Source organism: Burkholderia catarinensis, assembly GCF_001883705.2.
Taxonomy (GTDB): domain Bacteria; phylum Pseudomonadota; class Gammaproteobacteria; order Burkholderiales; family Burkholderiaceae; genus Burkholderia; species Burkholderia catarinensis.
In genome coordinates, this window is sequence record NZ_MDEQ02000007.1 from 103,171 (window position 1) to 115,649 (window position 12,479).

Genomic DNA, 12,479 nt, shown 5'->3' on the forward strand with positions numbered 1-12,479 from the left:
TTTCCTCGCTTAGGTTCCTACGCCACAATGCTTGCGGAGCAGCATGGCTTCCGATTCATGGACCTCGACTGGCATGATCACGGCACCAGCATATTGGAGATACCTCGCGCGATGCCGGCCGTTTGTAAAGCCGGCTACGGGCACCTTCTCGATTTCAGGCTTCAATATCCCCCAGAGCCTGCGACGCTTGACGGCCCGGAGCGAAAATCCAACGACCGGCATATCACACGCGCCTCCCTCAGGGTTCAGAAAATCGCGAATGCCTTCGAGCTTCCCCTGCTTCCACTCGATTGGACATGGAATTACGAGCTTGTCGCGTTCAAAGCAAGTCATGAACCGATCGACGTCGACCGTAACGACAGTGTAGCCATCTACGTGGTCATGGCTACGCTTGAAATCGACATGAGCATAAGGTGTATGGTCGAGGCCAAGTCGCACCTGCCAGATCTTTCCTGTCATTTGAGTATCTATCTCGTGTGATGCTTTCCTGTTTATCGGCCTGTACCGACTTTTCTTGAGCAACGGCTTCTCGGCGACCTTCGAGGCCGTTGCGTCGAAAGTAGCTATGTACTCGCACTCGAATGCATGGCCAAAACGCCCAATTGGGTACTTGGCGGACTCAGTCACACGCATACCGCATGTGATGCCGAGCCACAGGATTAGTGTCGCGTGTTGGAACGCGACTGCTCGATTCTGTGACACGCAGGACATGGCGAAATCGCGTCGGGGTGAGGATTTTGCGTGCTGGGCTTCATGCTTCCAGATCTCATAACGCGCTCGATAATCGAGTCTGTTCCGAGAGGGGGAGCGATTGATGCTCCTTTCCAGTGTAAGCCGTGGAGAGGCTCCCCTCATCGGGAAAGCCGGCGCCCCTTGCCACCGCAAAATGTGACCCCGCGGCATTTTCATTGCCACGCCGGCTGTTCTCAGTTTCGACCGGCGCAAGCCTTGCCCAATGCAATGGCGGTGGAACGTACAGACGACGTGCGTGGGATGTAGACCGAAGCCACTAACGTTCTCAGCTACCACGCCGCACATGCCAACTTATCGGCCTGGAAATACTCACCGTCCGGATGGCAGGACGGGCTGATCACGCTGGCGGACTATCGCCGCACCGGCCTACGCCGAATTCGGACACGCTTGTTGTGCAAGCCGATCACCCTGCTCGGGCGGCGGTTTCTAGTCAGGCGAACATTCTGAACAGTGAGTTTTGCATGGAAATAAATCTATTGTGATAAGAAAAGTTATCTTTCTAGAACGCCACAGTAGCCACGACTTCGCAGCGTCCAGTCCGTCATAGGTCCGCGGGCCACGCACGCAGTCTTCCGGAAGGTTCGCCCGGCGTCATGAGCGACCTCCTCGGCGTCCGCCATCACGCGCGATCCACCCTCATCGAGTCAGGTTCGTCCGGATGACCGATGCGATATCGCGGCTCACCGACGCCAGCGCGCGGTCGTGCGCCGTGACGAGCGCGTCGTAGCCCTGCCCCTGCACTAGCTCATGCACGACGGAGCGCCCCCTCACCACGTCCGGCTTCCCCGGCGGCCGAATCGTCCACTGCGCGTCGATCGTGACCGAATCACCCGGCATCGAATCGAAGCGCATCACGTCCACACGCACGCGCCACGCCGGTGCAGTACCCGCTCCGGAATCGAACACGTTCACCTGTGCCGAACCCAGCAGCGTGCCGAGATCGGCCGCGATTACACGTGCGATATCCGTCTTCAGCGGCTCGGCCCAGCGCGCGAATTCGTCGATTTCCACGCGGCTGCCGGCCGCGCGCGTGACGATCTGCGGACGGTCGATCAGATCCGGAACCGTGACCGGGCCGATCACGACACGGACCGGCGTGGTGTTGTCGGTGCTCGCGAGCGTCGCATCCGGGGCCAGCGTGTAGAAGCTGGCCTTCGGCGAACTGCCGCAGCCGCCCAGCGATCCGGCGGCCACGATGGCGACGACGATTACGTCAATGCGTCTCACTGCGTGCCCTCCGTCTTGCCGCGCACCAGCGCTTCCGGATGCCGCTCCAGGTAATCGGCGAGCGTCCGGAACGCGGCGGCCGTGCGCGCGATCTCGCGCATCGCGTCGCCCGTGTTTTGCTGCAGTTCCGTGCCCGGCTGCAGCGCACTGTTCGCGGAATCGAGTGCGGAATGGGCCGACGCCAGCGTATCGCGCGCCTGCGGCACCACGTCGGAATCGAGCTGCTTGAGCAGCAGGTTGGCGCTGGCGAGCGTCTGCTGCGCGTTCTTGCCGATCGCGTCGAGCGGAACGCCGTTGAGCTTCGCCATGACGCGCGTCACCGAATCCTGCAACGATTGCAACGTCCCGGGAATCGCCGGTATCTCGGGCGGATTGGCCGCCCAGTTGATGGTCGCCTTCTGCGCATCGGGAAAGAAATCGAGCGCGACATAGAGTTGTCCGGACAGCAGGTTGCCGGTCCTCAGTTGCGCGCGCAATCCGTGCTCCACGAGCGTGTTCGCCAGTTGTTCGGGGTGCTGGGACAGTCGCCCGCCCTTCGCGCCCGTTCGGTATCGCGACGTGAAGCGCTCCGGATACAGGTTGATTTCGACGGGAATGCTGAACTTGCGGGTTTCGCGATCGAAGCGCGTATAGATGCCGGTCACTTCGCCGACCGTCACGCCGCGGAAATCGACCGGGGCGCCGACCGCCAGCCCGCGCACCGAATCGGTAAAGTTCACCAGGAACTTCTCGACGATGGTGTCGTGGCGCTTCATCGCCTCCGCGCGATCGTGGTACAGCGTGAACGTCATGTCGATCGGCGCCGCTGCCTGTTCGAGCGGCTCGCCGGGCGTCTCGAACGCGATGCCGCCGATCATGATCGACACCAGCGACTGCGTCTCGACGCGCACGCCCGTGGCATCCAGCGCGACATCGATGCCGCTCGCATGCCAGAACCGCGAATCCGTATTCACGAACCGGTCGTAGGGCGTGTTGACGAACGCATGCACCGTCACGCCCTTGCCGTCCGAATCGAGCGTGTAGGAAATGATCTGCCCGACCTGGAGCCGCCGGAAAAAGACCGGCGTGCCGACGTCGATCGATCCCATGTCCGCGCCTTTCAGCACGAACGTCCGGCCCGGCTCGTCGCTCGTGAATACCGGCGGCGTCTCGAGGCCGGTGAAGTCGCGGCGCGCCGGCTTCGCGTCGCCGACGTCCGTGCCGATGAACGAGCCTGACAACAACGTGTTGAGGCCCGACACCGTCCCGCCGGAAATGCGCGGGCGCACGACCCAGAAACGGGTGTTGTCGACCAGCAGCGACGTGGCGTCCTTGGTGATGTCCGCGGTCGCCAGCACGCGCTTGTGATCGGCGGACAGCACCACCGACTTGACCACGCCGATATCGACGTTCTTGAACTTGATCTTCGTCTTGCCGGCTTCGAGCCCTTCGCCGGTCTTGAAGCTGATCGTGATCGTCGGACCCTGCTCGATCACCGCCTTCACGGCCAGCCACCCGCCGATCAGCACGGCGACGATCGGCACGAGCCACACGACCTGCAAGCGCCAGCGCGAACGCGCGGTGACAACGGCGTCCGGAACGTCGGGGACGTCAGGCTTCTGTTCGGGGCCGGCCATGATCGTGCTCCGCTGTGTCCCAGATCAGGCGTGGGTCGAACGTCATCGCCGCGAACATCGTCAGGACGACCACCGCGCCGAAGGCAATCGCCGCCGGGCCGGCCTTGATCGTCGCGAGCGCCTGGAACTGCACCAGCGCGACGAGCATCGTGATTACGTAGATGTCGAGCATCGACCAGCGCCCGACGAATTCGACCATGCGATAGATGCGCGTACGCTGCTCCGGCAGCCATCGCGAACGCCGCTGCGCCGTGAACGCGAGGTACGCGAGCGCCAGGATCTTGAGCATCGGCACCGCGACGCTCGCGACGAACACCACGACCGCGAGCGGCCACGATCCGGAGATCCAAAGATAGACGACACCGCTCATGATCGTGTCCGTCTGCGCGCCGAACAGCGAACTCGTGTACATCACCGGCAGCACGTTCGCGGGCAGGTACAGCACGATCGCGGCAATCAGCAGCGCCCAGGTGCGCGAAACGCTCGCGGGCTTGCGTACATGCAGCGCGGCGCCGCAACGCGGACACGCGAGATCGTGTGCATGGCCCGGCACCTTTGCGAGCAGTCCGCAATCGTGGCAAAGCACGAGGCCGCATTCGGCCGCGGTGACGATGCCGGACGGGTAACGCATGTGCGTCTCGCCCTCGCCCTCGCCCTCGCCCTCGCCCTCGCCCGCGCCCTCGCCTTCACGTTCGCCCATGCCCTCACCCGCCACGCCGCGCATCGCGCCGATGCGTGACCACAGTTCGCGCGCGTCGAATGCCGCGCGGGCGGCCGCGAGCACCAGCATCAGCGCGCCGAACGAATACAGCGCGACACCGATCACGATGCTCGCGATATGCGCGAGCTTGACCAGCGCCACCAGCAGGCCGAGGATCAGCACTTCCGTCATCCCCCACGGCTCGGCGAGATGGCATAGGCGAAACACGAGCGCCGCGCGCGCGGGCACGCGCTTCGCCCGCAGCGGCAACAGCAGCCACAGCATGCCCGCGATCTGCACGAGCGGCATCAGGATCGTCGTCGCGAACACGAGCCCGGCAAGCGGCCACATGCCGTCCTCGTACAGCACGCGCACGGCGCCTGCCAGCGTCGTCTCGACGAGCGTCCCGCTGACCGACAGGCCAACGATCGGATAGAGGTTGGAAATCACGAACAGCACGATCGATGCAACCGTGAACGCGAGCGCGCGTTCGAGGCTGTCGGTGCGGTTGCGGTAAAGCTGCCCGTGGCAGCGACGGCAGCGCAGCGTGCCGCCGGGCGGCACCGGCACGTCGCGCTGGAGCAGGTCGCATTCGTGGCAGGCGACGAGACGGACGCGGCTCATTGCGGCACCCCAGCGCCTGGCGCGGCGGCGACAGGCCCGCCGGCGGCGGGCTGCGGCACGGTCATTCGTTCGGCCGTGACGACCCAGCCCCCGCCCATCGCCATGTAGAGGTTGACGAGCGACGTGAGCGTCGCGCCGCGCGTCTGCGTGTAGGACAGCTCCGCATTGAACAGCGTGCGCTCCGCGTCGAGCACTTCGATATAGCTCGTATAGCCCTCCTCGTAACGCATCCGCGCGAGGTGCTCGTATGTGCGCAGTGCTTCGATCTGCCGGCCCTGCGTGTCCAGCTGCTCGCGCGATTTCTGCAGCGTGATGAGCGCGTCCTCGACCTGCTGGAACGCGACCTCGATCGCCTTCCGGTAGCTGTAGAGCGCTTGCTGCTGCCGCGCATTCGCTTGGCGCACCTGTCCCGCGATGTTGCCGCCAGTGAAGATCGGCACCGTCACCGAGCCGGCGAACGACCATACGCGCGCGGGCCCGGTGAAGAGATTCGAGAACCGCGAGCTGACCGAGCCGAACAGCCCGGTGAGCGAAATCGACGGGAAGTACAGCGCGCGCGCCGCGCCGATCAGCGCGTTCTGCGCGACCAGGTTCTGCTCGGCCTGAAGCAGGTCCGGCCGGCGTTCGAGCAGGTCCGACGGCAGGCCCGCGGGCACCGCCGGCGTCGCAAGCTCGGCCAGCTCGCGGCCGCGCACGATCGCGCCGGGATTGCGCCCGAGCAGCACGGACAGCGCGTCCTCCTGCTGCGCGATCTGCGATTCGAGCTGCGGGATGGACGCCTGTGTCGCCTCATACTCGGACTGGCTCTGCGCCAGCTCCATCTGCGACACCTCGCCGCCCTTGAAGCGAGCGGTGAACACGCGGACGGATTCGGCACGGCTCGCGGTCGTGGCTTTCGCGATCTCGAGCTGGTGATCGAGGCTGCGCAGCGTGATGTAGGACGATGCGACCGACGCCACCAGCGTGAGGATCGTCGCGCGGCGCGCGTCCTCGCTCGCGCGCAGGTTCGCGCGCGCGGCCTCGGTCTCACGCCGGACCTTGCCGAACAGGTCGATGTCCCACGACGCGGACAGGCTCGCCTGGAACTGGTTGGAGACCGGCGAAACGGTCGACGGCAGCGGGACCGGACCGCTTTGCGACGAACGCTGGCGCGTCGCGTCGAAGCCCGCGCTGACCTGCGGGAACAATGCCGAGCGGGTCGACTCGAACTGGCCGAGGAACTCGTCGACGCGCGCGGCCGCGACCTTGACGTCGAGGTTTTCCGCGAGCGCGGCCGCGATCAGCGCGTTCAGCGCCGGATCCTGGAACTGCTCCCACCACGCGGCATTGGCGACGTCCGCCGGCTCGGCGGGCTGGAAGCGGAACGTCGCCGGCACCTCCACTTTCGGCCGCACGTAGTCCGGGCCGAGCAGGCAGCCACTCAACCCCGCCAGCAGGATCGGCGCACCGAGGCGCCACAGTGCAGCGCGGCGCATGTCAGTCGTCCTTGCGCCGCGCCGACGGCGCGGCGTGCGGCGAACCCGGCCCCGACTCGGACGGAGGCGGCGCGGCGTGGTCGCGCGAACGCGACGACATCGCTTCGAGCAGGTAGTAGAACATCGGGATGAAGAACACGGCGATGGCCGTCGCCCCGAGCATCCCGCCGATGACGCCCGTGCCGATCGAGTGGCGGCTGTTCGCCGACGCGCCCAGTGCGATCGCGAGCGGTACGACGCCGAGGATGAACGCCAGCGAGGTCATGATGATTGGCCGCAGGCGTTCCTCCGACGCCACGAGCGCCGCGTCGAAGGGCGACGCGCCCGCTTCCCGGTTGATCACGGCGAACTCGAAGATCAGGATTGCGTTCTTGGCGGCCAGCGCCACCAGCATCGTCAGCCCGATCTGGAAGTAGACGTCGTTGTTGAGCCCACGCAGCATGATGGCGATCAGCGCGCCGAAAATCGCGAACGGCACGGCCATCAGCACGCCGAACGGCAGCGTCCACTTCTCGTATTGCGCCGCCAGGATCAGGAACACCATGATCAAGCCGAACACGAACACGAGCCCGGACGTGCCGCCCGACTTGCGCGCCTCGTACGCTTCGCCGCTCCACGCGACGTCGTAGCCGGGCGGCATCTGCGCGGCAATCTCGTCCAGCGTGGCGATCACCTGGCCCGAGCTGTAGCCGGGCGCCGCGTTGGCGGTGATCTTGACCGCGGGGAAATTGTTGAAGCGCGTAATCAGGTCGGGACCGGTGACGTACTTGTAGGTCACCACGGACTTGAGCGGCACCATCTTGCCATTGGTGCTGCGCACGAAAATCTGGTCGAGGTCCTGCGGCTTGAGCCGGTATGACGGTTCGGCCTGCAGGATGACCTGCCAGAGCCGGCTCGCGCGGTTGAACTGCGACACATAGAGCGAGCCGAACATCGTCTGCATTGAACTGTATACGTCCTGGACCGGCACGCCGAGCGTCTCGGACTTGTCGCGATCCACGTCCACCAGCAACTGCTGCGACGATGCATTGAAGGTCGACGTCACGCCGGCCAGCTCGGGCCGCGCCTTCGCCTTGCGCACGAAATCGTCCACGACGCCGGCAAGCTGCGCGATCGACGCATCGCCCTTGCTCTGCACCCATACCTCGGTGCCGCCCGTCGTGCCCAGCCCCGGAATGGACGGCGGATTCACCGGAATGATGATTCCCTCCCGGACCCGCGACAGCGTCTCGTATGCGTCGATCAGCACCGCACGCGCATTCTGTGTCTTGATGTTCGCGAACTTGTAGCGCTCGTCGAACCCCTTCAGGCCGACGAAGAAGGTGCCGGCGTTGTTCTTGTTCTGGCTGTCGAGCAGGCTGAAGCCGTCCACCGTCGTGATGCTGCTCACCGCGGGCTGCTTCATGAAGTAGTCCGCGACGCGTGCCGACACGTCGCCCGTGCGATCGAGGCTCGCCGCATCCGGCATGATGACCGCGCCGAGCAGGTAGCCCTGGTCCTCCGGCGGCAGGAACGCGCCCGGGACCGTCCTGAACATCACCACCGTCAGCGCGATCATGCCGCCGAACAGGATGAGCGCAATCACGAAACGCTTGAGGATGAACCTGACCGCGCGCGTATAACCGGCCGTCATCCTCGTGAACACGCGCTCGAACCACCGGAAGAACCCCTTCTTCTCATGGTGCCCGCTTTTGAGCAACAGCGCGGCGAGCGCCGGCGACAGCGTCAGCGCGACGATGCCCGAGATCACGACCGATATCGCGATCGTGATCGCGAACTGCTTGTAAAGCTGCCCTGTGATGCCGCCGAGAAACGCCACCGGCACGAACACCGCACACAGCACCAGCACGATCGCCACCACCGGCCCGGCCACCTCGTCCATTGCGCGCTTCGCGGCCGCCTTCGGGGCGAGCTTGTGCACCGTCATGTTGCGCTCGACGTTCTCGATCACCACGATCGCGTCGTCAACCACGATGCCGATCGCGAGCACCATGCCGAACAGCGTCAGCATGTTGATCGAGAAGCCGAGCACGGCCATGCCCATCGCCGTGCCGAGGATCGACACCGGCACGGCCAGCACCGGGATGATGGTCGCGCGCAGGCTTTGCAGGAACACGAACACGACGATCACCACCAGCACCAGCGCTTCGAAGAAAGTGTGCACGACGTCGGTAATCGACGCGCGCGTGAACTCCGTCGTGTCCATCGCGATCCGGTAGTCGAGCCCTTCCGGGAACGACTTCTTCATCTCCGCGAGCGCCGCGCGCACATCGCGCGACACGTTGAGCGCATTCGCACCCGGCTGCTGGTACACCGCGATGATCGTGGCCGGCTTGCCCTGGAAGCGGCTGCGGATCGAATAATCCTTCTGTCCGAGCTCGGCGCGCCCGACGTCCTTCAGGCGGACGATCGCCGCGCCCTGGCTCGCGGCGCGGATGATGATGTTGTCGAAGTCGGCAGGCTCCGCCAGGCGCCCCGGCGTCGTCACCGCGAACGATTGCTCGACCGGGTTGCCCGTCGGCGCCTGGCCGAGTCGCCCGACCGCGAACTGCTGGTTCTGGTTGGCCACCGCCCGCTGGATGTCCGAGGCCGTGATGCCCAGTTGCGCCATGCGGTCCGGCTTCAGCCAGATCCGCATCGCGTAGTCCGGCGTGCCGAAGATCGACGACTGGTTGGCGCCGCCAATGCGCTTGATCGCATCGAGCACGTAGATGTTCGCGTAGTTCGCGATGTAGGTCGCGTCATACCGCTGCTCCGGCGAGTAGATCGCGATCACCATCATGAACGCGGACGATTTCTTCTGGATCTGCACGCCCTGCGACTGGACCGACTGCGGCAGTTGCGGCAGCGCCAGGTTCACGCGGTTCTGCACGTCGACCTGCGCGAGTTCCGGGTTGGTGCCGATCTCGAAGTACGCATTGATCGTCAGCGCGCCCGTCGACGAGCTCGACGAGTTCATGTAGATCATGTTGTCCGCGCCGTTGACCTGCTGCTCGATCGGCGCGGCCACGTTGTTGGCCACGACGTCGGCGCTGGCGCCCGGGTACGACGCGGCGATCGTGATTTGCGGCGGCGTGACGTCAGGGTACTGCGCAACCGGCAGTGCGAGCATCGTCAGCGCGCCGCCGAGCGTGATGACGATCGAGATGACGGACGCGAAGATCGGCCGGTCGATGCAGTAGTGGGAGATGCTCATGTGGCCGTCCCGTCATTGCGTCGCCGCGCTGCCCGACCCGTTCGAGGATGACGACTGCGCCGCCGGCGCCGACACGATCTTCAGCAGCGTGTCGGGCGCGACGCGTATCGCGCCGTCCACGACGACACGCTCGCCCGCCTTGAGCCCGTCGGTGATGAACCAGTCGTCGCCATGCCACTCGCCGACTTCGACGACGCGCTGGTGCGCCTTCGATTCGTTATCGACGACCCACACGAAATGGCTCCTCGCGCCCTGCAGCACCGCGCGTTGCGGCACGAGCACCGCCGCGGGACGCGTCGCGCCCGACACGCGCGCGCGCACGAACTGCCCGGGCCGCAGCGTACCCTTCGGGTTGTCGAACACCGCGCGCACGAGGAACGTGCCGGTTTCGGTGCTGAATGCCGGGTTCGCGAAGTTGATCCGCCCGCGCTCCGGGAACTCGGAGCCGTCCGCGAGCACGAGCGTCACCACGAACTCGTCATTCGGCGGAAAGCGCAGCTTCCCGCGCGTGATCTCGTCCCGGTACTTCAGCAACTCGTTTTCCGAAATGCTGAAATTCACCCACATCGGATCGAGCTGATACACATAGGTCAGCAGCCCGGTGGCCGCGGCCGTCACGTAGCTGCCGTCTTGCTGCCGGGCGAAGCTCGACAGCCCGGTGATCGGCGACTTGATCGTCGTGTAGCCAAGATTGAGCTGCGCGGTCTGCACCTGCCCCTGCACGGCGATCACCGCGGCTTCCGCCTGCTGCATGTTGCCGACCGCGTCGTCGAGATCCTTCTTGCTCAATGCGTTCTGCGCGGCGAGCGGCCTGACCCTGGCGAGGTTTTCCTTCGCGACGTTGAGCCTCGCCTGCTGCTGCGCCAACTGGCCTTTCGCCGTCTGGAGCGCGGCCTCGAACGGTTTGTGGTCCATCTGGAACAGCGTTTCGCCGGCCTTCACCATCTGGCCTTCCACATAGGTGCGCTTGTCGAGAAAGCCGTCCACGCGCGCGCGGATCTCGACTTCGTGCGAGCTCTGCGTCTGCGCGGTGAATGCGAAATCGACCGGCGTGTCGCGCTGCGCGACCGTGACGATCGTCACCTGGGGCGCGCCGGGCGCCGGGATGCCAGCCTGCTTCTTGCATCCCGCGCAGAACGCGAGCGCCACGACCAGCGGCAGTGAACAGAGGATGGATACGGGCTTCATGGGTTGATCGCCGATCGCTACTTCGCCATGCAGTTGCCGAATACCACCACGGCATCGTCGCGATTGACGAGCGTCGCGGTCATCGTCCCGTCGCGCGTATCGAGCACGAGCGTCCACGCGTAGCCGAGTTCGGTGCCTTGCATGGCAATCTGGGTTGGATTCTTCTCCATGAACTGAATCGGCGAGCTTCGGGCGGGCCCGGCAATCGTCTTCTTCGCGAAGTCGATCGACACGAATCTCGGCGCGCCGAGCTCTGCTGGCAACGCACGCGCACACAGGAGGCCCGGGTCGCATGCGTGCGCGTCGATCGTCGCGCACAGCAACGGCCTGCTTCCATCGAAATCGCCTGCCGAGGCGCCCGCGCAAACCAGCAAGGAGAGCGCCGCCAGCGCTGCAAACCGAAGCTTCTTCATGGCTGCCTCATCCACTCGGCTCCGATGCTATTGGCTCGTGTAACCGCGCCCGTTCATGCAGGCGGTCACCGCTCGGGTAAACGTCGACAGCTGGGTCGCTGTGCTGCCCTGCGTGGCCTGCTGCTGATAGGCCGCCGCCTCTTCCCGGCGATGCCGGCGCATCATGCCGCCCGCCGTGCCGGTGATCGCGCCGATCGCCGCGCCCTTGCCCGCGTCGCCGGCGATCGCGCCGATCGCGGCACCCGCCGCGGCGCCGCCCGCGGCGCCTCGGAGCGTGCCGCCCTGCGGCGGCGGAGCGGGCGCGTACGCGCTGCGCTGCGCGAGCGCCACCGGGTCGACGCCCGTGGTCTGCTTCGCCCACACCTGGCATTCCGCCGTGTCGGTCTGCTGCGTCTGAGCGCTCTGGCCCTTGGCGGGGTAGTAGATCGGCTGCTGCTGCGCGGATACCGCACTGATGATCGTCAGTGCGACGACGCCGGCCACGACGCGCGTGAACCGCCAGGTGCGCACGACGCTCGCATGCGCACCCTGCCGCGTCCCTTTCGCTCGCTGTCGTGCGGATGCCATGTCCGGCCTCGCTTCCGTCCGATCATTCCGTCGACCTGCCAGTCGTCGCGTGCGCGTGGATCGCGGCATCACGACAAATGACATGCCGTTATCGCCGATTGAGGCGGGTAATCTTCGATCCCCTGAGGCCGATCCCGGCCATCAGCCCTTTCTGATCGAAGATGAACGCATAAATGTCGGATTGAAGCGTCGCCGTCGTCAGGTTCTTCGCGGCGCCCGCGTCCCCGATCACCACCGTCGGCGCCATGCCGACCTCGAAGCCGGAACTCGTCTTCAGGTTGTCGAGCGCCTTGTCCGACATGAACATCATCACGTAGCCATAGGTCTGCACCCCGGCCTGGAGACCGTAGGTTACCGAGGTGGTTGCGTAGTAGCCCGTAACCTTGCCGTTCTCGATCAACTCGCCGGTGCCGTGTGACGCGCCGGCAATGAATCCGGCTCGTACCACACTCGGAAACACCAGGATGCCCTTGGCCTTTTGCGCGACGTCCTTGGCCTGCTGCGTACCGGCATAGAGATTCGCCAGCGCGGCCTGCACGTCCTGGTCGAGCACGGCATCCTCCGACGACGAACCGGATGACGATTGCCCGGTCGAGCAGGCGGCCATCACGGCGAACAGGGAAACCATCGCCAGCTTGCGAACACAATCGAACATGATGCGTACTCCCGTTGATATCCGACCCTCGATCGAGCGCGTGCGACGCGTTCGCCGACCATGCG

General features: G+C 65.5%; 10 protein-coding genes. All 10 read right to left on the reverse strand.

The window, feature by feature from the left end; all coding sequences use genetic code 11:
* Window positions 1-9: 9 nt before the first annotated feature.
* The gene (locus BFF94_RS38445) at window positions 10-1,038 is read right to left on the reverse strand and encodes a plasmid fertility inhibition factor family protein (protein ID WP_372454197.1); all 1,029 of its coding nucleotides are present in this window, start codon (window positions 1,036-1,038) and stop codon (window positions 10-12) included.
* Between the two features lie 351 nt (window positions 1,039-1,389).
* The gene (locus BFF94_RS13305; RefSeq protein WP_128847406.1) at window positions 1,390-1,980 is read right to left on the reverse strand and encodes a PqiC family protein; all 591 of its coding nucleotides are present in this window, start codon (window positions 1,978-1,980) and stop codon (window positions 1,390-1,392) included.
* A complete protein-coding gene (locus BFF94_RS13310; protein ID WP_128847403.1) occupies window positions 1,977-3,596 on the reverse strand; it encodes a PqiB family protein in 1,620 nt (539 codons plus the stop codon). Before BFF94_RS13310 ends, BFF94_RS13305 begins: the two co-directional genes overlap by 4 nt.
* Window positions 3,571-4,920, reverse strand: coding sequence for a paraquat-inducible protein A (locus BFF94_RS13315; protein WP_219139429.1), 1,350 nt, complete (start codon window positions 4,918-4,920; stop codon window positions 3,571-3,573). The genes BFF94_RS13310 and BFF94_RS13315 overlap by 26 nt, the downstream gene beginning before the upstream one ends.
* Window positions 4,917-6,395: an efflux transporter outer membrane subunit gene (locus BFF94_RS13320; protein WP_219139430.1), complete on the reverse strand. Its 1,479-nt coding sequence runs from the start codon at window positions 6,393-6,395 to the stop codon at window positions 4,917-4,919. The genes BFF94_RS13315 and BFF94_RS13320 overlap by 4 nt, the downstream gene beginning before the upstream one ends.
* 1 nt (window position 6,396) lies before the next feature.
* Window positions 6,397-9,591: an efflux RND transporter permease subunit gene (locus tag BFF94_RS13325; RefSeq protein WP_219139431.1), complete on the reverse strand. Its 3,195-nt coding sequence runs from the start codon at window positions 9,589-9,591 to the stop codon at window positions 6,397-6,399.
* A gap of 12 nt (window positions 9,592-9,603) precedes the next feature.
* Window positions 9,604-10,779 (reverse strand): efflux RND transporter periplasmic adaptor subunit, encoded by a 1,176-nt coding sequence (locus BFF94_RS13330; protein ID WP_128847396.1) that lies wholly within the window; start codon window positions 10,777-10,779, stop codon window positions 9,604-9,606.
* 17 nt (window positions 10,780-10,796) lie between these two features.
* On the reverse strand, window positions 10,797-11,192 hold the full coding sequence (locus BFF94_RS13335; RefSeq protein ID WP_128847393.1) for a hypothetical protein: 396 nt from the start codon (window positions 11,190-11,192) through the stop codon (window positions 10,797-10,799).
* A gap of 27 nt (window positions 11,193-11,219) precedes the next feature.
* Window positions 11,220-11,759, reverse strand: a complete 540-nt coding sequence (locus BFF94_RS13340; RefSeq protein ID WP_219139432.1) for a YMGG-like glycine zipper-containing protein — start codon at window positions 11,757-11,759, stop codon at window positions 11,220-11,222.
* Window positions 11,760-11,847: 88 nt separating this feature from the next.
* On the reverse strand, window positions 11,848-12,387 hold the full coding sequence (locus tag BFF94_RS13345) for a lipid-binding SYLF domain-containing protein (protein WP_246637293.1): 540 nt from the start codon (window positions 12,385-12,387) through the stop codon (window positions 11,848-11,850).
* Between the last annotated feature and the right edge of the window lie 92 nt (window positions 12,388-12,479).